Source organism: Bacteroides sp. GM023 (assembly GCF_014750685.1).
Classification (GTDB): domain Bacteria; phylum Bacteroidota; class Bacteroidia; order Bacteroidales; family Bacteroidaceae; genus Bacteroides.
On sequence record NZ_JAAXGE010000001.1, the window covers coordinates 562,749 to 583,516 of the forward strand.

The window sequence follows — 20,768 nt, forward strand, 5'->3', positions numbered from 1 at the left end:
AAACGATGGAACAGGCTATGATTCAGGCACAGGAGTCGCTTATCTAGCTATGTGATTTAAGAATTTAATAATTAAAAAAGAAGAAGAAAATGATATCAGAGAAATATGGTCGTACTTACCACTATCCGTTCTCTCCCGGAACGACTAGTGATGACCGGATTAATCATACGTATTGGGAGGACATCCAACGAATTGAGACATTGGTACATACCGAAAAGTTGGACGGAGAGAATAATTGTTTGAACCAGTGGGGTGTTTTTGCCCGTTCGCATGCTGCCCCGACCATTTCACCGTGGACAAGGCAACTGCGTGAGCGTTGGGAATTGATAAAGAATGATTTGGGCGATATAGAAATCTTCGGAGAGAATCTGTATGCCGTACATTCTATTGAGTATCAGCGATTGGAAACGCATTTTTATGTATTTGCGGTTCGTTGCATGGATAAATGGCTGTCATGGGAAGAAGTGAAATTCTATGCAGCTTTATTTGATTTACCTACTGTTCCGGAGTTGGTGATAGAGCCTGTTTCCGGTTTGATGCCGGAGCTTTTGAAACAGGAAATCATCAATATGTCACAAGAACCGTCAGTTTTCGGTTCTTGTGACCCGTGGACAAAAGAAGCTTGTACTCGTGAAGGAGTAGTCAGCCGTAATATAGAAGAATATCCGGTCAGCGAATTTATGCATAATGTATTTAAGTATGTGCGGAAAGGGCACGTCAAGACAGATGAGCACTGGACGCGTAACTGGAAACGTGCCCGGCTTGTTTGGGAATTTAGTAATGAAAAGGAGGAATAATTATGGATTGGAAATTAATAGAAGATAAATCGTGGAGCTCACTCGAACAACAGTTCGGGTGGGTGCATGAAATGAATGTCGTTCCGCAGGATATTCGCTATCATGCGGAAGGAAGTGTAGCTGTACACACACGTATGGTGTTGGAAGCATTGCAGCAATCTGCTACTTATCATTCTCTTTCTGCTTTGGAAAAAGAAATTGTATGGGTAGCCGCATTGTTGCACGATGTTGAGAAACGTTCGGCTTCTGTGGATGAGGGAGAGGGGAGAGTGTCTGCCAAAGGACACGCCCGAAAAGGAGAATATACTGCCCGTACTATTTTATATCGGGATTTTCCTGCTCCCTTTCGTATTCGGGAGCAGATTGCGTCTTTAGTCCGTTATCATGGGTTACCTATTTGGATAATGGAAAAGCCTGATTCTGTAAAGAAGCTCTGCGAGGCTTCTTTACGGGTGGATACTTCATTATTGAAAATGCTGTCCGAGGCTGATGTCAGGGGACGTATTTGTGAAGATAAAAATGAATTGTTGGAATCTGTGGAACTGTTTGAGATTTTCTGCCGCGAACAGGATTGTTGGAGCAAACCGAGACGGTTTGCCACTGATTATGCACGCTTTCATTACTTTCATACAGAGGGTGGTTATATTGATTATATTCCTCACGAACAGTTTAAATGTGAAGTCACGATGTTGTCAGGACTTCCGGGAATGGGGAAAGATTATTATATCCAATCTTCCGGTATAGACCTTCCGATAGTAAGTTTGGATGCAATTCGTCGAAAGCACAAATTGAGTCCTACTGATAAATCAGCGAATGGGTGGGTAGTGCAGACAGCGAAGGAAGAAGCCCGGATGTATCTTCGCAAAGGACAGGATTTTGTTTGGAATGCGACAAATATTACCCGTCAAATGCGTGCGCAACTGATAGACTTGTTTGTGGATTATGGCGCAAAAGTGAAAATTGTCTATTTGGAACAGCCATATCACATTTGGCGTCAACAGAATAAGGATAGGGAATATGCACTTCCCGAATACGTATTGGATAAAATGTTGGATAAACTGGAGGTTCCTTTGCTGACGGAAGCACATGAAGTGGAATATCATGTGTTATAGTCAAAAGTCGGAACTATATGTTTATTTCTTGAGTATTCTCTTTAAATAGTCGATATTTATTAAATTCACTGTTTCGAAAACACCTTTATAAAACACGGCAAAGTTATTGAAGACACAAGGCAATTCTTTTGCCTTGTGTAACGTATCCACTTGAATAAAAGATACAGGAACATCATTTGTTTCACAATACTGCTTTATCATTCCGATGTATTGGTAGACATAAGGGCATTGCATATCATAATAAATAGTCAGTTCCTTGCTTTCAATCTCCAGTTTCTTGGCGTTGGGCGCAAATCGGGGTGTCGTTCCGTCAAAAGAGAGAGCAAGCAATTCATATCCATTATCGGTAGTATCGACAACTTCGAAACCGAACTTCTTGGCAAATGCCTGGTCGGAAAGCCAATTCTTTTGTTTTTTTGCCCCAAGCATACAAACACCGGATTTACCTTTCTCTTTCGCGTCAGCCAGGCAATACTCCATAAGCGATTTTCCATACCCATTTCCTTTGGGACTACCCAGTACCCACAAGCAATACAGATAATAATAGTTGTCACCAATTATGGGAACCCATGCAGTTTCGAGAGGAGCATATTCAATAAAAACCGTAGCTTTTGCATTTAATTTTCTAAAGACATGACCTTCGTTGAGCCGTTCGGAGAGCCATTGACGCTTGGCGTCAATACCCGGATGCGACTTCTTACTGCGGATAATGCAACATAAATGCTCGTCAGCTAGGTTTTCACTTGTCAGGTTTATAAAATCAGTATTCATGTATATGCTCTTTTAAAGTTTGTATATTATCAATTAGCCGGATGCAATCGCATTTATTTTATTGTACTGCTGATTGAGTTATTAATACAAATGTAGTGAATTTATGTGATATTAATAGCCTTATCGGTGACTATCCTCTGAATATACTATCAATGTACTAGAGAAGAATAACTATTACTCAAGTACGGTAATGAATCAAATCCGTTCAATATATGAAGCTATATTTCCTGTCTCACTCTTGTTTTTCACTATTTAATTTCGTATCTTTAGTGTTTTTGCCCTTACCAAATATCATAGTCACCCTATAGAGTGATATTTATCATCTTATAAGGTGATATTTGTCATTTTACAAGATGACTATCATCACCCTATAAGGTGACAACTACCCGACTACACAAACGATTACTAATTTCTGCACTGAAAATCCTTAATCTCTGCACTAAAAATCCTTAGATACAATACAATGTTTACCTAAAGGCGATATCAACTGAAAATATAAACGATAATTCCGGTTATCGCCACATATACTAATGCATAAGGAATAGCCGCTTTCAGAATTTCCCCTTCTTTCCCTTGTTGGTTTCCGGCAGAGGTCGCGATAGCAATACTTTGAGGGGAAATAATCTTTCCCCCGGTAGCACCGACAGTATTGGCAGCCGACAGCCAGTCAGGGCTGACATGAATCTGTCCGGCTACACTTGCCTGCAACTTTCCGAAAAGAATATTGGATGAAGTGTCGCTTCCTGTGATAAATGTTCCCAGACAACCAATCACCGGAGCAAATAACGGATACAGACTCCCGGTAGCCGTAGCCAGTGCGGTAGCGATAACAGCAATCATGCCGGAAGTATCCATAATAGTCGATAATCCCACAAGGCAAATCACTGTGATGAATGTTTTCTTTAGTTGCTTCACTGTATTCCAAAGAACTACAAATAACTCTTTTACCTTCGCTCCCTGTATCAATCCGCCAATGAAAGTGCCGATAAAAAGCAATACTCCCGCATGCGTCAGCCAGGAAATCGTGTAATTGACTGTGGAAGCATTGATGGGCAGGCTGATTCTCGTAATCCAGTTATTTTCCAATGTATGACGCAATCCCGGGAAGAGGGGACTGGTAAGAATAATCAGAAACAAAATCAGTAAATAGATGCTCCACGCGTTCAGTATATCTTTCATTTTCAGATGACTTTTCCGTGCCTTTTCCTCTTTGGATGCCGTCAGTTTTCCATAAAGGACGATGACAATGATAGAAAGAATACTTCCGATGATAGCCGGAGACTCAGCTCCCATATACTTGGCTGCCAAATATTGGCTGACTAACGAAACACCTCCCACCAATAAGGCGAGAAATAGATTCTTCGGTAGCGATTTAAGTTTGGAGTCGGTGAGGAAAAGCAATACAAATGGGATGAGGAACATCAGGACTGATAATTGCAATACGACATTGGTACTAAGATGCAACACATCCAGGTTGGTTTCTTTGGCCAGCACTAGTACAGGAGTTCCGATAGCTCCGAAGGCGGTAGCCACACTATTGGCTATCAGACTGACCGTAGCCGAGAATATAGGTTTGAATCCAAGACTGATAAGAATCGCCGCCGGGATGGCAACTGCCGTTCCGAATCCCGCCATCGCTTCCAATAATCCGCCGAAACCCCATGTCAGTAACAATACCTGAATACTTTTATCGGTAGAGATAGAAGCGAATTGCTGTTTGATAATCTCCATCTTCTCCGTTTTCAGCAATACATTGTAGCTGAAGATAGCCATCAGGATAATGATTAAAATAGGAGAGACAGCTTTCAGTGCCCCATATATAAAGGAATAGAACAAGTTATCTACAGAAAATGCGAAGCCGAAAATAGCAATCAGCATCGTTACAATCAGCGAAATGATACTACTTTTGTCACCCGGCATTTTGAAGAATGCCATTAATACAATCAATAGTAATACCGGAATAATAGCAAGGATTAAGGTCATAATCAGTTCAGTTTTAAAAAAGTGAAACGTCCGTTTGTTAATTCTATAACAAACGAACGTCGCACTTGGGTCGGTTAGAGAAATAGATTTTTCAGTTTATTTCATCTTCACGCTTAAAATCTGTTGCAATTGTTTCAGGTTTGCCTGCGCAGCTTCATTACCTAACCGGGCAGCCTGTTCGAAGGCAGCCATCGCACGGTTGATATCTCCTTGCAGGAAGTTGTAAACTCCGGTATTGTTTATAAATTCGGCAGTGGTATGATTGGCTTTTTCCATATATTTCAAGGCTTTATCCAAGTCTTTCTGTGACAGGGCAACGGCTCCCGCGTTCAGATTGGCAACTTCGTCCGCCGGATACATACGCACGGCGATGTCGAATACATTAATAAAATCCTTGCTGCCTTTCGGGTAACTGTTGGCTACCTGATACATCTCATTCAGACTTAGATATTTCGGGTTCTCCAGGATGATGACACGTCCTTGCTCCACGTCGAAGTTGACAACGGTATAGTCAATCTTACAGTTCACTTTACGCAATCCCGGATAGATTTCTTTCAGCATGGTGCGGTAAGGAACGCCGCCACCTACACGCATGATTTCCTGTTTCCGTTTGGCATCATCAGTTGTATTTTTGATAATATTCAGGAAAGTTTCCTTGTCCTTCATGGACGAAGATTCCAAAGCCTTCACCAGTCCGTCCCAGTTTTCACCGCCGAAAGTAACCTTATAAAGGTTGGAAGACGCTTTCTCATTCTTCACCAAATAGTCCTTCAAGGCTTCTGCACGCTTCTTGGAAAGCTGTTCGTTGAAAGCCAGCGGGCCTTCGGGAGAGGCGAAACCTTCGATGCTGATACTTTGAACCGTCAGGTTCTTATCATTCTGAATCTTGTCGAACATGGAATGAATATTCACCAGTTCGGCATGATTATTCATAAAGTCGGTGAGGATAACAGACTTGCTGACCGGGAAGTCGAGATGCGCTTCATATTTTTCGCTGCGGTTCTTTACCACTTCCACCGTAGGCTGGATATAGGCTACGATAGGTGACATGGCGCTCAGTCGTTTGGCTTCGGTAGACACATCGTTGGTAATCAGTTCCTGCGCGTTCATCTCCTGATAATTACCGCATCCGCACAGGTTCTCAACGAGTTGCAAAGAAGCATTCGCCATCCACGGTTTGTAGGGGATGACTTGCGTATAATTGAAAGTTTCCCGTTTATTATAAGGTACGATGATGGCGGTCGGTTCCTGCTTGGTTATTGCCAGGCTGCGGATATACGCCTTTTCACGTCTTTTACCGTTGACGATGATTTCTTGCAGGGGGACATTATGCTGTCCGTCCGTCAGCAGAGGGATGAGACTCAGGCTTCGAGTCGAACCTACGGTAAGATTCTTCATGTCGAAAGTCATGCCGACATAAAGGGAGTTGCCCTGTTGCCACAATGATACATTGGAGAGAGTGAGGGCATCGTTCAGGAATTTTTGAGCATTCGCCGGCAGTATGGCAGCGGCAAGAGCTATAAACAGATAAATAAGTTTTCTTTTCATCCTTGTAAGTTTTAGAGAGTTCGACTATTTGATGATATAAATGAAGCTAAGTCCGATTTTGGTCGGGCCGAAATAATTGCGACTCTTGTGGCCTAACTTTTCCCCATGGTCGCCGCGGGCATATTTGTCATACTTCAGATGGGCATATCCCACACCAATCGTTGCTTCCATGCTCCATCGTTTACTAATCAGCCATTGGTAACCGTAAGAGATACCGGCGCCGTATAAGTTGCCGTCATACCGGTCGTGTCCCATTCCGAAGATATTCAGGTTGCTGACGTTCATCTCTCCGTAATGTCCGTGCAGGCCGAAGAAACTCCCGTTGAAACGCTCGCAGAGCCAGTAACGCAGTTCCGGCTGGACGAGCCAGTGTTTGATCTGACGGTCTTCCCCGAACTTCCACGGATTGTAATTGCCGGATACATCGAGAGTAAGTTTCTTCGCCAGTCCCACTTCGAAACCGAGGTTGGGAGTGGTAGTCGCCCAATAGAGGGCATTGGTCTTGATAGCAAATTTAGGTAAGTACGTTTCATTCCCCTGTACTTGAGCACGGATGCTTGTACCGAGGGCGAGCAGGAAACAGGCTGCTAATAGAAATTTAACTGTTCTCATTTTTGTTAGGGTCTAGGTTTATTAAAATGATGAGTGCTAAACAAGCAAAGGTGTGAGATTGTTGACGCGCCCGGGAAAAAAGTCTTGCAGCCGATAAATTATGTTTAAAGACATAAACGCTAACATTTTCCGAATATCATACGTTCATTATATATGATAGATATGCACACATTCAACTTTAAATAAATTCAAGCCTATGAAAGAGCTTATCAAGAACCTGGAAGAACTGAACAGGAAAGCAGAAAAAGGCGGCGGAGACGCCCGCATTGAAAAACAACATTCCGTGGGCAAGTTGACCGCCCGTGAACGTATTGATTTACTTTTGGAGAAAGGTTCGTTTATCGAACTGGACAAGTTGGTAACCCATCGCTGTACCGATTTCGGTATGGAGAAGCAGAAGTTTGCCGGTGATGGGGTAGTGACGGGATATGGTATGATTGGTAAACGGCTGGTTTATGTCTTTGCGCAGGATTTCACGGTCTTTGGCGGTGCCTTGTCCGAGACGCATGCCAAGAAAATCTGCAAAGTGATGGACATGGCAATGCAGATGGGAGCTCCTATCATCGGGCTGAACGATTCCGGTGGCGCACGTATCCAGGAGGGAGTTCGTTCTTTGGCGGGATATGCCGAGATATTTCTCCGCAACTCCATGGCTTCGGGAGTCATTCCGCAGATTAGCGCGATAATGGGACCTTGTGCCGGTGGCGCTGTTTATTCTCCCGCACTGACAGACTTTATCCTGATGGTGAAGAATTCGGGATATATGTTTATTACTGGCCCCGATGTCGTGAAAAGTGTGACACAGGAAGAAGTCAGTAAAGACGACCTTGGCGGAGTGGGGGTTCATATGACGAAATCCGGCGTAGCCCATCTTTCTGCCGAAAATGACATTGAGTGTATCAACTATATCCGTGAACTGATTTCCTATCTTCCCGGAAATAATATGGAAGAACCGCCGTTTGTAGCTACCAGCGACTCGCCGACCCGTTTGACGCCGGAACTATCTACGCTTATTCCCACCAATCCGAACCAACCTTATAATATAAAGGAGATGATTGAAGCCGTAGCCGATGACAATAGCTTCTTCGAGTTACAGGCGGAATTCGCACCGAATATCGTTACCGGATATATCCGGCTCAACGGAAAGACGGTGGGAGTAGTTGCCAATCAACCGTTGGTGCTGGCAGGTACATTGGATATTAATGCTTCTATCAAAGCGGCTCGTTTTGTCCGCTTCTGCGATGCTTTCAATATTCCTCTGCTGACACTGGTCGATGTTCCGGGATTCCTGCCGGGAGTAGACCAGGAGTACGGTGGAATCATCCGTAACGGCGCGAAATTACTTTATGCCTATTGTGAAGCTACCGTGCCCAAAGTGACGGTGATTACCCGCAAAGCATATGGCGGCGCTTATGACGTGATGAGTTCCAAACATATCCGCGGAGATGTGAACCTGGCTTTCCCGACCGCTGAGATTGCTGTTATGGGGCCGGATGGTGCAGTAAATATCCTGTTCAGGAAAGAAATCGAAAAGTCGCAGACACCGGATGAGAAACGGAAAGAACTTCAGGATGATTACCGCGAAAAATTTGCCAATCCTTACCGGGCGGCGGAACTGGGATATGTGGACGAAGTAATCGACCCGGCAGTCACCCGCTTGCGCTTGATTCGCAGTTTCGAGATGCTTGCCAATAAGCGTCAGTCCAATCCGCCCAGGAAACATTCTAATATTCCGCTTTAAGAAGTTGAGAGTGGAGAGTTGAGAACTAAGAGTGTTCATTAAAAAGAAGAAAAGATTATGATTAAGAAAATATTAGTAGCCAACCGGGGTGAGATAGCTATGCGTATCTTCCGTACATGCCGGGTGATGAACATCTCGACGGTGGCTGTTTATACACACGTTGACCGTGGGGCTTTGCACGTCCGTTATGCGGAAGAAGCCTATTGCATATCCGAGTCGCCCGAAGATACTTCCTATCTGAAACCGGAATTGATATTGGCGATTGCCAAGAAGACCGGGGCAGCCATTCATCCGGGATATGGTTTCCTGTCGGAGAATGCGGACTTTGCTCGTCGCTGCGAAGAAGAAGGAGTGATTTTTATCGGGCCGAGCGCGGATATTATTTCCAAGATGGGGATTAAGACGGAAGCGCGTAAGATAATGCGTGAAGCCGGACTACCGATTGTTCCCGGGACAGAGACTCCTGTGCAGGGAATTGAGGAAGTGAAGAAAGTAGCCAGCGAAGTGGGGTATCCTATCATGCTGAAAGCACTTGCAGGAGGCGGGGGAAAAGGGATGCGCCTGGTACGTTCTGAAGAAGAAGCGGAAACGGCACTTCGCCTGTCACAGTCCGAAGCGGGCACATCGTTTGGCAATGATGCCGTCTATATTGAAAAGTACATAGAGAATCCGCACCATATCGAGGTGCAGATTATGGGAGATAAATATGGGAATGTGGTACATCTGTACGAACGCGAATGTTCCATCCAGCGCCGTAATCAGAAGGTGATAGAAGAAAGCCCTTCGCCTTTCGTGAAAGAAGAGACGAGAAAGAAGATGCTGAAAGTGGCAGTGGAAGCCTGTAAGAAAATAGGTTATTATAGTGCCGGGACATTGGAATTTATGATGGATAAAGACCAGAATTTCTACTTTCTTGAGATGAATACCCGTTTGCAGGTAGAGCATCCGGTGACGGAAGAATGTACGGGCGTTGACCTGGTACGTGATATGATAACCGTTGCCGCCGGAAATCCGTTGCCTTACAAGCAGGATGATATTCAGTTTAGCGGAGCCGCTATCGAATGTCGTATTTATGCGGAAGACCCCGAGAATAACTTTATGCCTTCTCCCGGTGTGATTACGGTTCGCGAAGCTCCCGAAGGGCGTAATCTGCGTCTGGACAGTGCCGCTTATGCCGGATTTGAAGTTTCTTTGCATTATGACCCGATGATTGCGAAACTCTGTTGTTGGGGGCGTACCCGTGCTTCGGCTATCTCCAATATGGCGCGTGCTTTGCGTGAATATAAGATACTCGGAATCAAGACCACCATTCCTTTCCATCAGCGTGTATTGAAAAATGCTGCTTTCCTGAAAGGCGAATATGATACTACGTTCATTGATACCCGTTTTGACAAGGAAGACTTGAAGCGTCGTCAGAATACAGACCCGACGGTAGCGGTCATTGCTGCCGCAGTACGTCATTACGAAAGGGAGAAAGAAGCGGCTTCACGCGCTACGACTCTGCCGGTGGTAGGAGAATCGCTTTGGAAGTACTACGGTAAGTTGCAGATGACTGCCAACAATTATTAAATTGAGAATTGAGAATTAAAAATTAAAAAATAATAGTGCAGGTTATGGGTACAACATTAGCTACATATTATGCCAAACTCCAGGATATGCCGGATAGCGAATATAAGGTGGAAATCCTGGAAGACGGGCCAATCAAGAAGATTGCGGTCAACGGTAAAATATATGAGGTCGATTATAACATGGGCGGTGACTCCATTCATTCGATTATTATCGACCATCATTCGCACGGAGTACAGATTTCTCCTTCTTCCAATAATTCTTATACGATTATGAATAAGGGGGAATTGTATCAGATTGAGTTGCAGGGAGAGATGGAGAAGATACACAATGCCCGTTCGGCTGCCGAATCGGTAGGTCGCCAGGTGGTACAGGCACCGATGCCGGGAGTCATACTGAAAACGTATGTGAAGAAAGGGGACAGCGTGAAACGTGGTGACCCGCTTTGCGTACTGGTAGCCATGAAGATGGAGAACGAAATACGTTCGGTGACGGACGGTGTTGTAAAAGAAGTTTTCGTGGAAGACGGCATGAAAGTGGGATTGAATGACCGAATTATGGTGATTGAATGATTCTTGGAAAATAAATGGGATTTTACGTGCTTATCTCCAAATAAATATTTACTTTTGGCAGATAAGTACGTATTTATCCGTTATACCATGAACAGTGAACAAACAAGGGAAGCATTAGAAGAGCAATTGGAGGCACTCAGAAAAGAAAATGAGCAACTCAGGAAGGAGCTTCTGTCCCTCAAACAAGAGAAAAAGGAGGATGACTCCATTAGTTTCAAAGAAAAATATGCTGTAAAGATACTGGATTCTTTACCGGATATGTTGACAGTCTTTAATCACAAGGAAGTGGGGATTGAAGTCGTGTCCAATGAAGAAACCAATCACGTCGGAGTGACAAACAAGGATTTCGTGGGGATGCACATGTGCGATATGGTGCCCCCGGAAGCCTATCAGAATATACACTCCAATATGCATCACGCGATTACTACAGGAACCGTTTCGGCTGCACACCATGAACTGGATTTTAATGGCAGGCATCATTATTACGAAAACCGTATCTTCCCGTTGGATAAGGAATATGTGTTGATTATGTGCCGTGATATAACGGAAGGGGTGGCTACGCAAAGGCAACTGGAAGTATTCAAGAGTGTACTCGATAAAGTGAGCGACAGTATTCTTGCCGTAGCGGAAGACGGGACGCTGGTGTATGCCAACAAACAATTCATAGAAGAATACGGAGTCACCGGAGAGATGGGAACGCAAAAGGTGTATGACCTGCCTGTCTCCATGAAAACGAAAGAAGCCTGGCAAAAGCGGCTCCAGGAAATACGTGACAATGAGGGTAGCTTTGCTTACCGCGCTGCGTATGTGCGTGTGGGAGACGATAAGAAAAGGATTCATCAGGTGTCTACTTTCCTGATTCGTGAGAATGACCAGGAGCTTGTTTGGTTCTTTACCCAGGATATTACGGATGTGATAAGGAAACGGGACGAGCTTCGCGAACTGAATCTGTTATTGGATGGTATCTTGAATAATATCCCTGTTTACCTGTTTGTGAAAGACCCGGAAGATGATTTCAGATATTTATATTGGAACAAGGCTTTTGCCGACCATTCCGGTATCCCTGCTTCCAAAGCGATAGGGCATACGGATTTTGAGATATTCCCCTTGCATGAGGATGCGGAAAAGTTTCGCAAGGATGATTTGGAATTGCTTCGCACTCATAAGCGCATTGATATGCAGGAAACTTATCTGACGGTTTCGGGAGAACCACGTATCGTGCAGACGCTGAAAGCGCTTGTTCCGATGGAAGGGCGTGAACCGTTATTGATTGGTATCTCCTGGGATGTCACCAACCTTCAGAATATTGAGCAGGAACTTATCAAGGCACGAATTAAAGCTGAACAGTCTGACCGCCTGAAGAGTGCTTTCCTGGCAAATATGAGCCATGAGATACGGACCCCGCTCAATGCGATTGTCGGATTCTCTCAATTGCTGCCTGGCGCCAATACTGCCGAGGAAAAGAAACTTTATTCGGATATTATCAATCAGAATTCGGATATTCTGTTGCAGCTTATTAATGATATATTGGATTTATCGAAGATAGAAGCGGGTACATTGGAGTATGTGAAACGTCCGATGAATCTCGGTGAAGCGTGCCGGACGATTTATACGGTTCATAAGGAACGTGTGAAAGAAGGGGTGAATCTTATTTTTGATAATGGAGAAGAAGACCTGCTGATGGAAGGTGACCCGAACCGCATCATGCAGGTGATAACGAATTTTATCACCAACGCAAGTAAGTTCACTTATACGGGTGAGATTCGCTTTGGCTTTGAGCGAATGGATAAGAAGATTCGTGTATATGTGAAGGATACGGGAATCGGAATAGAACCGGAAAAGGTGGACCATATCTTCGACCGTTTTGTCAAACTGAACAGTTTTGCGCAAGGCACCGGCTTGGGACTTTCTATCTGCCGGATGATTATTGAAAAGATTGGCGGAGAAATAGGCGTGAACTCTGAACTGGGTAAAGGCTCGACTTTCTATTTTACAATACCGTGTGAGGGAGTTGGAGAACGGGGTAAGCTTTTCAAAGTAACCAGGTCGGAATCTAAAAACAATCCGGTGAATTCTTCGCAACAGGTGAAGAGGATTTTGGTTGCCGAAGATGTAGAAAGTAATTTCATCCTGCTAAAGAAATTAATAGGAAAAGAATATACCTTACTTTGGGCAAAAGATGGATTTGAAGCCGTGGAAATGTACAAGCAGTATCATCCTGACTTGATTCTGATGGATATTAAAATGCCGCGTATGGATGGTTTGGAAGCTACTCATATCATCCGTTCTTATTCCAAAGAGATTCCTATTATTGCTTTGACGGCATATGCTTTTGAAACGGATAAGGAACTGGCTTTAGAAGCCGGTTGCAATGATTTTGTGACGAAACCGATTTCGGAAAAGATTTTGAAGAGGGCGTTGGATAAGTATTCTATATGATTATGTTCTCGGATAATATGCAGAATGAATTGCGTAACCGCATCTTTTAACTTGCCATGACAAAGAGTTCTCTTAAAAATATATATCTTTGCAAGAAAGGTATCTTTGTTATAAAAGGAATGGAGTATGAGCAATAAAATTTATCCAATCGGTATTCAGAATTTTGAAAAGATTCGTAATGACGGTTATTTCTATATTGATAAAACGGCATTGATGTATCAAATGGTAAAGACGGGCAGTTATTACTTTTTGAGCCGTCCGCGCCGTTTCGGAAAGAGTCTGCTTATCTCCACTTTAGAAGCCTACTTTCAAGGAAAGAAGGAACTGTTTGCAGGATTAGCAATAGAAAAGTTGGAAAAGGACTGGATAAAATATCCTATCTTGCATTTAGACCTTAATATAGAGAAATATGATACGCCGGATAGCCTGGATAATATACTTGAAAAATCGCTGGCGGCATGGGAAAAAATCTACGGTGCCGAACCGTCAGAACGTTCATTTTCCTTACGTTTTGCCGGTATCATAGAACGCGCTTGTAAGCAGGCGGGACAGCGTGTAGTCATTCTTGTGGATGAATATGACAAGCCTATGCTGCAGGCTATTGGTAATGAAGAGTTGCAAAAGCAATTCCGAAATACCTTGAAACCATTCTACGGAGCACTCAAAACAATGGACGGTTGTATCAAGTTTGCCTTTCTTACCGGTGTGACAAAGTTTGGCAAAGTCAGTGTTTTCAGTGACTTAAATAATTTGGACGATATATCAATGTGGAATGAGTATATCGAAATTTGTGGTGTTAGTGAGCGTGAAATCCATGAAAATCTGGAAACTGAACTCCATGAATTTGCTGTTGCCAGAGGAATAACATATGACAAACTCTGTGATGAATTGAGAGAGTGCTATGACGGCTATCACTTTACGCACAATTCAATAGGTATGTATAATCCGTTCAGCCTGCTTAACGCTTTCAAACGCAAGGAATTCGGCAGTTATTGGTTTGAGACGGGCACGCCTACTTATTTAGTGAAATTGCTGAAAAAACATCATTATGACCTGGAACGTATGGCACATGAGGAAACCGACGCCCAGGTACTGAACAGCATAGATTCTGAATCCACCAATCCCATTCCGGTTATTTATCAGAGTGGCTACCTCACTATTAAGGGATATGATGAAGAATTTGGAATGTATCGTTTAGGTTTCCCCAACCGTGAAGTGGAAGAAGGGTTTATCCGTTTTCTGCTTCCTTATTATGCGAATGTGAATAAAGTAGAATCTCCTTTTGAGATTCAGAAATTTGTCCGTGAAGTGCGTTCCGGCGATTATGATTCTTTCTTCCGCCGTCTGCAAAGTTTCTTTGCAGATACTACTTATGAAGTGATTCGCGACCAGGAATTACATTACGAAAATGTGCTTTTTATTGTTTTTAAACTGGTTGGCTTCTACACCAAAGTAGAATATCATACGAGTGAAGGACGCATCGACCTTGTCTTACAGACTGATAAATTCATTTATATAATGGAATTTAAACTGAACGGCACAGCCGAGGAGGCTTTGCAGCAAATTAACGACAAGCATTATGCCCTTCCTTTCGAAATGGATGGAAGAAAGCTCTTTAAAATAGGCATAAACTTCAGTGCGGAAACTCGCAATATCGAGAAGTGGATTGTAGAAACAAAAGACTAGCTCGACAAATAGTGAGACTAGTCTTTTGTCTTTTGAAGTCACAGGTCATTTACTCTTTTATCTCTGGGACTAATATAAACTTCGTTTCGGGGAAATACTTCTTTAGCCAGCTTTGAATGAAGTTCATCGTATCTTGTTGAATAGTTTTATCTTCTACTGTAGGATAGAGATTGTATAATACTGTATCCAATATAATGCCACGTTTTTGTATTGCTTCAAGACTAAGAAGGGTATGATTGATGCTCCCTAATTTCCCGGAAGTAACAAAGATTAGTGGATATTTCTCTTGGGCGATATAGTCTATTGTCAGAAGTTCGGTGGTTAATGGAACCATTAGTCCGCCTGCTCCTTCAAGTAAAACAGAGTCATATCGTTCACTCAGTTCTTCAGTGGCACGTTTGATTTTATCGAAGTCGATAGGGCGGTTATCCAGTTGGGAAGCAAGATGCGGAGAAGCGGGATAGGAGAAAATTTCCGGCATAGTCAATCCTTCTTCATCTTCTTTAGTGAAAGGGATTCCCATAATGCGACGGTGCAAGTCGATGTCTTCGGAATGACCGACGTTTCCTGTTTGGATGAACTTTTGAGTGATGGTACGTTGTCCGTTCTTGTTCCATTCACGAGCTAAAAAACCGGTGGCATAGCTTTTTCCGGCATCAGTGTCGATACCGCTTACGAAATATACATTCTGTTTCATATAGTTTTCTTTTTTGCGATGATATAAATAGGGTGATAGGTCAGGGACACAGAAGTGCCCTGTGTGAATTCTTGTGTGTAACGTTCACTAAATAGTTGTAAGTCACGACGAGTCCGCAGTTGTCCGGAGGATTGACCGGATATTCCGGTTACTCCTGTAACTCCTGTTTGCTTCAAATGATAAAGTACTTTTATAGGATTGTCGAACGAAAGAGGAATAAGTTCTTCTTCCGAATGGAGTATATCAAAGTGGGATGACAAGGCGGTTACAAGTTCTTCTCGTGAACGATAAGGAAGGCCGTTTCCTGTTAGCTCGCGTATCTCCTTCATATTCTCTTTCCCAAAAGTGCTGAAAGCAAAATAACCTTGCTTATTGAGCAATGTGTTACATCTCTTGAAGAAGTTCTCGGGAGATTCGAACCATTGCAGGGCGGAACAGGAAGTTATCAATGCGCTTTCGGTAGGGAAGGGAGCTGTTTCTGCATCTCCCGGAAGAAAGGAAACCTGTTCTTTCTTTAATAAATCCTCGCAACAATATTTCATCTCCGGGCAAAGGTCATTCAATAAGAGTTCTTCCGGGCGAAGGGTTTGAAGCAGCATACGGGAATAAATTCCTGTGCCGCAACCGAACTCAATCACTTTCGAGCAGGGGGAAGATATATGTTCCGTAAGCAGGCGAATCATTTTATCTGCTATCTGTCGCTGCACGTTTGCTTCTTTCGGATAGGTCGTGATGGCCTTTGAGAAACGTTCTGCGATTAGTCGTTTATTCATAATGGATGATTATTTAATTTGCATGATTACACTCTCAAAAAGTTCTTGTTGATAATGGGCAGCTTCTGCGTATTCAAGAATATCTACCTTGTTTCTCCATGCCAGCCATTGATTATCCGGCAGGAAGATACGGTCGTTCTTGCCTATGATGGCTTTTTGCCATACAAAATCTGAAGGCGGTAATGACAAGTATTGCTGTTGTATGGCAGCTAATTCCTCTTTGAGTTCTTCGACCGGACGTTGGGGAGCTATTGTTTGAAAGGCTTTGTAATCGGCTGCCGAACCACACATTCTTCTTTGAAACTTTTGCAACGTTTGTTCGTTCAATCCTTGTAGTGTTCCTTCGAAGATGGCAGGTGCAATCCCTTTTGTTTCGTGTATAGGGTAAGGAGTTCCGTTGATGGCGATACTTTGAGAGATAGGCAGAGATGGATATTGTTTCATTATTTGAGAAGCTGCCCATATCCCCATTGACCAGGCAATGAGAGTGATTTCGGAATACTCCTGTAATAAGTTGGCATCAAACTCCAATGAACGGTAATCATAACAAATCATCCAATCCTTATCAGTCGGATGAGTTTGCAGGAAAGGAGTTTCATCCATTCCCCAGCCTGCGAAGAAAAGTAATAGATGCTTTTGATTCTTCTTTATGATAAAATGCTGTTTCATTCGTTTATCAGTTCTATGAGTTGGTCGATTTCATGCTCTGTGATATCCGCTGTCAGTGAGAAGCGGATGCGTGAAGTCCCTTCGGGCACAGTAGGCGGACGTACCGGCAATGCATAAAATCCCTTGCGTTGGATTTCTTCCGCTTTATGTATCGTATCCTCACTTGCCCCTACAATCATGGGAACAATATGGCTTACTGAAGGGCAGTTGTATCCTTTGTCAGCAAGCGCAGCTTTTAGCTTCCTGCTGATTCGCAGCAAATGAATTCTCTTCTGTTGGAGAGAGGGCAGATGTTGTAATATCCATGCCGTCCACTGAATATTGATAGGAGGAAGGGCTGTTGTGAATATAAACGTGCGCATCTTATTGACAAGATATTCCCGAATGACCTGTCGGCAGACAATATAGGCACCTGTTGAAGCGATTGCTTTTCCGAATGTCCCTACCAGGAAGTCTATCTCATGGATACAATCCTGTTCTTCGGCACATCCTAATCCGTTTTCTCCCCGTACACCGAAGGCATGAGCTTCGTCTACATAAAGAAGAATATTGGAATAGCTCTTTTTCAATTGAACGAGAGCGCGAAGGTCGGCTTCGTCTCCATCCATGCTGAAGATACTTTCGGTGACGATAATGATTTGTTCGTAGGCATCGTGATTCCCGGAAACCAATCGTTCCAACTGGGAGATGTCATTGTGACGATACCGGATACATTTTGCGGATGACAATCGGATTCCGTCTATCAGACTGGCATGTACCAGTTTATCCGCAAGAATCAATGTTTGCGCATTACTGACGGCAGGAAGAATCCCTGTATTGGCATGATAACCACTATTAAAAATGAGTGCGCTTTCTACTCCGAACATAGTTGCCAGTTGTTGTTCCAACGCTTGATAATCGGAAAAATTACCTGTCAACAATCGGGAAGAAGAGGAACTAGGCAGAAAGGTTTCAGGAGTTATCGTCTTTAAGAATTTCTCTCTTAATGATACATTATTAGCCAGTCCGAGATAATCGTTGGAAGACAGATTCAACATCCGTTTTCCGTTCAGAATAACATCCCGTCCATCGTGGACAAGTGGCGGGAGAGAGCGATAGTTCTTCTTTTCTTTTAGCACAAGAAGCTCCTGATTTATAAAGTCTAATGTCATTATTTATGATTTTTGATAACTGGTATTGATTATGGGATAAATAGAAATCATAATTTGCTGTTTATGAGATACTTATTGTATATGCGGAATATCCTGCAAGTTCCTCACCGAGAAACCACCCTTTCCTCACCGGGGAACGACCCGTTGCTCACCGAGGAACAGCCCGTTGCTCACCGAGAAACGAACTTTAGGGAGAAGATGAGAAAAACTCGCCTTTGTATGTCATCTTTTTTGAATAACTTTGAGTAATCCGGAAGTCAATTTACTTAGTTGTTCGGGAGTAATAATGAAAGGCGGCATCAGATAAACCAGTTTGCCGAATGGACGTACCCAAATACCTTCTTCCACAAAGCGTTGTTGCATATATGCCATATTCACCGGACGTTTCATTTCAATGACTCCGATTGCCCCTAGTATCCTTACATCAGCTACTTGTGGCAACTCCCGTGCAGGCGCTAATTCTTCTTTTAATTGAGCTTCGATTCGCTTCACATTCTCCTGCCAACCGGATTCAATCAATAAGCGGACGGATGCGCAAGCCACCGCACAAGCGAGTGGATTTCCCATAAAGGTAGGCCCGTGCATAAAGGCTCCCGGAGCATGGTTGGAGATGGTATCTGCCACCTGATTACTTGCCAAAACCGCAGAAAGCGTCATATATCCGCCGGTCAATGCCTTTCCGATACACATAATATCCGGTTCTACTCCGGCGTGTTCCCAAGCGAAAAGTTTGCCTGTTCGTCCGAATCCCGTTGCTATTTCATCGAAGATGAGAAGAAGTCCGTGTTCCCGGCAGAGCTTTTCCGCTTCGCGCAGATATTGCGGATGATAAAACCACATACCACCTGCTCCCTGCACAATCGGTTCAAGAATAAGTGCTGCTAATTCATCCGAATGTTTTTCAATCGTCTCCCGCAAAGGGGCAATATCTTCAGGATTCCACTCCCCGTCAAACCGGGAAACCGGAGCCGGAACAAAATGGCGGACAGGAAGCGCCGTCCCGAAAAGACTGTGCATTCCCGTCACCGGGTCGCAGACGGACATGGCATTCCAGGTATCTCCGTGATAACCGGAACGGATGGTCACGAAATTATTCTTATCGGGTTTTCCTGCTGCATACCAGTATTGTACAGCCATCTTCAAAGCGACTTCAACAGCTACCGAACCGGAGTCTGCATAGAATATCTTCTGCATGGATGGCGGAACCAATGGCAATAGTAATTTCCCCAATTCAATGGCAGGTTCATGTGTCAATCCACCGAACATCACATGAGACATTTTGTCCAACTGTTCTTTGGCCGCCTGGTTCAATGCCGGATGATTGTATCCATGAACGGCACACCACCAGGATGACATTCCTTCAATAAGTGTCCGCCCATCTTCAAGGGTAATGGTAGCGCCATCCGCCCGTTCCACTTTATAGACAGGAAGCGGGTCGGTAGTAGAAGTATAGGGATGCCATATATGTTCGCGGTCGAACTGTGAACTTGCGAAATGATACCCTTCTTCCTGAATCATCTTCTTGTCTTCCGAAACTTTGGAGCCGAGTGTCGTCAGCAAGTCACCTACAATAGCCGAATTAATTCCAATATGCAATGCCTTGTGCATCGCTTCGGAAGAGAGTTGCGAACGTCCACCGGCAAAGCGGAGAAAAGCCGTCGGGTTGATAAAGCGGAATAAAGCAATCGTCCGGAGAATTTCTTCTTCGCTCAAAGGCTTTTCGTTCTCCAATGGCGTTCCGGGGATTGGGCTCAGCAGATTGATAGGGATGGACTGAACATTCAGTTCTGCCAGTGTGAAGGCAAATTCAATTCGTTGCTCCATCGTTTCTCCCATACCGATGATACCGCCACAGCAAATATCCATTCCTACATGGCGGGCAGCATCAAGGGTTGCGAGCTTCTGCTCTTGTGTATGAGTGGAGCAGAGTGACGGGAAGTGAGAAGGAGCAGTTTCGAGGTTGCAGTGATAACGGGTTACGCCTGCTTCATGCAGAGAACGCAGTTCTTCTTCGTTGAGTAAACCCAGCGAAGCGCAAAGTTGAATCGACGAATGTCGCCGCATATGGCGGACAGTATCACAAAGTTGGGTAATCTGTTTGGGAGAGGGCTTCCGGCCGCTGGTGACGAGGGAGAAACGGTTGACGTCCTGGGCTTCATTGTATTTTGCCTGTCGGAGACATTCTTCAGCGGGTAGGAGATTGTAGACTTCGGCTTGCGTCTTGTAATGAGAGGATTGTGCACACCATTTACAGTTCTCCGGACATCTGCCGGACTTGGCGTTGATGATGGAACACATGTCGAATTCGTGCGAAGCACGTGCGACGGTAATCTCATGCGCGGCGGCATAAAGCGCCTCGCTGTCGGCCATGTTGGCCAGCCAAGCGGCCTGGTCGGGCGATATATCCACGCCTGCCAACACTTGGTCTTTAATTTCTTGAAGTGTCATAAATGTATGATAAGGGATAGTTTGTGCAGCATTCTGCTTGCGAAGGGCAACGTCCACTACATTGAGATGCAGATGACCGATTTGGAATTCACGTCCCATACTCGCAAAAGCGGCGTAATTCTTTCTCCCCCAATAGCGGAAGCGGGAAAGAAGGGTGCGTGTAGTCTGTATGTGGCGTTGTTGCTTCATTGATTTTTTACTTT

Annotated in this window: 16 protein-coding genes; 7 read left to right on the plus strand and 9 right to left on the minus strand. The window is 44.1% G+C overall.

Annotated elements, in window-relative coordinates:
- The first annotated feature begins 89 nt into the window (after positions 1-89).
- Together HC965_RS02070 and HC965_RS02075 are read left to right on the plus strand one after the other, a co-directional pair.
- The gene (locus tag HC965_RS02070; protein WP_191029867.1) at positions 90-797 is read left to right on the plus strand and encodes an RNA ligase family protein; all 708 of its coding nucleotides are present in this window, start codon (positions 90-92) and stop codon (positions 795-797) included.
- A 2-nt stretch (positions 798-799) separates the two neighbouring features.
- Positions 800-1,909, plus strand: a complete 1,110-nt coding sequence (locus HC965_RS02075; protein WP_191029868.1) for an AAA family ATPase — start codon at positions 800-802, stop codon at positions 1,907-1,909.
- Between the two features lie 21 nt (positions 1,910-1,930).
- Here HC965_RS02075 and HC965_RS02080 read toward each other — a convergent pair whose 3' ends face one another.
- The 4 genes from HC965_RS02080 to HC965_RS02095 all read right to left on the minus strand — a co-directional run bounded on the left by HC965_RS02080 (position 1,931) and on the right by HC965_RS02095 (position 6,823).
- Positions 1,931-2,680 (minus strand): GNAT family N-acetyltransferase, encoded by a 750-nt coding sequence (locus tag HC965_RS02080; RefSeq protein WP_191029869.1) that lies wholly within the window; start codon positions 2,678-2,680, stop codon positions 1,931-1,933.
- A gap of 483 nt (positions 2,681-3,163) precedes the next feature.
- Positions 3,164-4,663 (minus strand): L-lactate permease, encoded by a 1,500-nt coding sequence (locus tag HC965_RS02085; protein ID WP_191029870.1) that lies wholly within the window; start codon positions 4,661-4,663, stop codon positions 3,164-3,166.
- Positions 4,664-4,759: 96 nt separating this feature from the next.
- Positions 4,760-6,211, minus strand: a complete 1,452-nt coding sequence (locus HC965_RS02090) for a DUF3868 domain-containing protein (protein WP_191029871.1) — start codon at positions 6,209-6,211, stop codon at positions 4,760-4,762.
- A 24-nt stretch (positions 6,212-6,235) separates the two neighbouring features.
- Positions 6,236-6,823: a DUF3575 domain-containing protein gene (locus tag HC965_RS02095; RefSeq protein ID WP_191029872.1), complete on the minus strand. Its 588-nt coding sequence runs from the start codon at positions 6,821-6,823 to the stop codon at positions 6,236-6,238.
- Positions 6,824-7,019: 196 nt separating this feature from the next.
- Here HC965_RS02095 and HC965_RS02100 point away from each other — a divergent pair, with 196 nt between their 5' ends.
- From HC965_RS02100 to HC965_RS02120, 5 genes are all read left to right on the plus strand, one after another.
- Positions 7,020-8,564 carry an acyl-CoA carboxylase subunit beta gene (locus HC965_RS02100; protein ID WP_191029873.1) on the plus strand — a complete coding sequence of 515 codons (1,545 nt, stop codon included), beginning with the start codon at positions 7,020-7,022 and terminating at the stop codon, positions 8,562-8,564.
- A gap of 57 nt (positions 8,565-8,621) precedes the next feature.
- Positions 8,622-10,133 carry an acetyl-CoA carboxylase biotin carboxylase subunit gene (accC, locus tag HC965_RS02105; RefSeq protein WP_191029874.1) on the plus strand — a complete coding sequence of 504 codons (1,512 nt, stop codon included), beginning with the start codon at positions 8,622-8,624 and terminating at the stop codon, positions 10,131-10,133.
- A gap of 44 nt (positions 10,134-10,177) precedes the next feature.
- Complete coding sequence (locus HC965_RS02110) at positions 10,178-10,702, plus strand: biotin/lipoyl-containing protein (protein WP_191029875.1); 525 nt, start codon at positions 10,178-10,180, stop codon at positions 10,700-10,702.
- Positions 10,703-10,789: 87 nt separating this feature from the next.
- Positions 10,790-13,141, plus strand: coding sequence for a PAS domain-containing protein (locus HC965_RS02115; protein ID WP_191030043.1), 2,352 nt, complete (start codon positions 10,790-10,792; stop codon positions 13,139-13,141).
- A 126-nt stretch (positions 13,142-13,267) separates the two neighbouring features.
- Positions 13,268-14,827, plus strand: coding sequence for an ATP-binding protein (locus tag HC965_RS02120; RefSeq protein ID WP_191029876.1), 1,560 nt, complete (start codon positions 13,268-13,270; stop codon positions 14,825-14,827).
- 49 nt (positions 14,828-14,876) lie between these two features.
- On the opposite strand, the gene bioD is transcribed toward HC965_RS02120, so the two are convergent.
- The 5 genes from bioD to bioA all read right to left on the minus strand — a co-directional run bounded on the left by bioD (position 14,877) and on the right by bioA (position 20,754).
- Entirely contained in the window at positions 14,877-15,524 is a 648-nt protein-coding gene (gene bioD / locus HC965_RS02125) for a dethiobiotin synthase (protein WP_191029877.1), read from the minus strand.
- Positions 15,521-16,297 (minus strand): malonyl-ACP O-methyltransferase BioC, encoded by a 777-nt coding sequence (gene bioC, locus HC965_RS02130; protein ID WP_191029878.1) that lies wholly within the window; start codon positions 16,295-16,297, stop codon positions 15,521-15,523. The genes bioD and bioC overlap by 4 nt, the downstream gene beginning before the upstream one ends.
- A gap of 9 nt (positions 16,298-16,306) precedes the next feature.
- Complete coding sequence (locus HC965_RS02135; RefSeq protein ID WP_191029879.1) at positions 16,307-16,966, minus strand: DUF452 family protein; 660 nt, start codon at positions 16,964-16,966, stop codon at positions 16,307-16,309.
- Positions 16,963-18,117 carry an 8-amino-7-oxononanoate synthase gene (locus tag HC965_RS02140; RefSeq protein ID WP_191029880.1) on the minus strand — a complete coding sequence of 385 codons (1,155 nt, stop codon included), beginning with the start codon at positions 18,115-18,117 and terminating at the stop codon, positions 16,963-16,965. Before HC965_RS02140 ends, HC965_RS02135 begins: the two co-directional genes overlap by 4 nt.
- Before the next feature lie 222 nt (positions 18,118-18,339).
- A complete protein-coding gene (gene bioA, locus HC965_RS02145; protein WP_191029881.1) occupies positions 18,340-20,754 on the minus strand; it encodes an adenosylmethionine--8-amino-7-oxononanoate transaminase in 2,415 nt (804 codons plus the stop codon).
- Positions 20,755-20,768 lie beyond the last annotated feature (14 nt).

Coding starts and splice junctions, on each gene's coding strand:
- HC965_RS02070 (WP_191029867.1), top strand. CDS start 90: ATGATATCAGAGAAATATGGTCGTACTTACCACTATCCGTTCTCTCCC.
- HC965_RS02075 (WP_191029868.1), top strand. CDS start 800: ATGGATTGGAAATTAATAGAAGATAAATCGTGGAGCTCACTCGAACAA.
- HC965_RS02080 (WP_191029869.1), bottom strand. CDS start 2,680: ATGAATACTGATTTTATAAACCTGACAAGTGAAAACCTAGCTGACGAG.
- HC965_RS02085 (WP_191029870.1), bottom strand. CDS start 4,663: ATGACCTTAATCCTTGCTATTATTCCGGTATTACTATTGATTGTATTA.
- HC965_RS02090 (WP_191029871.1), bottom strand. CDS start 6,211: ATGAAAAGAAAACTTATTTATCTGTTTATAGCTCTTGCCGCTGCCATA.
- HC965_RS02095 (WP_191029872.1), bottom strand. CDS start 6,823: ATGAGAACAGTTAAATTTCTATTAGCAGCCTGTTTCCTGCTCGCCCTC.
- HC965_RS02100 (WP_191029873.1), top strand. CDS start 7,020: ATGAAAGAGCTTATCAAGAACCTGGAAGAACTGAACAGGAAAGCAGAA.
- accC (WP_191029874.1), top strand. CDS start 8,622: ATGATTAAGAAAATATTAGTAGCCAACCGGGGTGAGATAGCTATGCGT.
- HC965_RS02110 (WP_191029875.1), top strand. CDS start 10,178: ATGGGTACAACATTAGCTACATATTATGCCAAACTCCAGGATATGCCG.
- HC965_RS02115 (WP_191030043.1), top strand. CDS start 10,790: ATGAACAGTGAACAAACAAGGGAAGCATTAGAAGAGCAATTGGAGGCA.
- HC965_RS02120 (WP_191029876.1), top strand. CDS start 13,268: ATGAGCAATAAAATTTATCCAATCGGTATTCAGAATTTTGAAAAGATT.
- bioD (WP_191029877.1), bottom strand. CDS start 15,524: ATGAAACAGAATGTATATTTCGTAAGCGGTATCGACACTGATGCCGGA.
- bioC (WP_191029878.1), bottom strand. CDS start 16,297: ATGAATAAACGACTAATCGCAGAACGTTTCTCAAAGGCCATCACGACC.
- HC965_RS02135 (WP_191029879.1), bottom strand. CDS start 16,966: ATGAAACAGCATTTTATCATAAAGAAGAATCAAAAGCATCTATTACTT.
- HC965_RS02140 (WP_191029880.1), bottom strand. CDS start 18,117: ATGACATTAGACTTTATAAATCAGGAGCTTCTTGTGCTAAAAGAAAAG.
- bioA (WP_191029881.1), bottom strand. CDS start 20,754: ATGAAGCAACAACGCCACATACAGACTACACGCACCCTTCTTTCCCGC.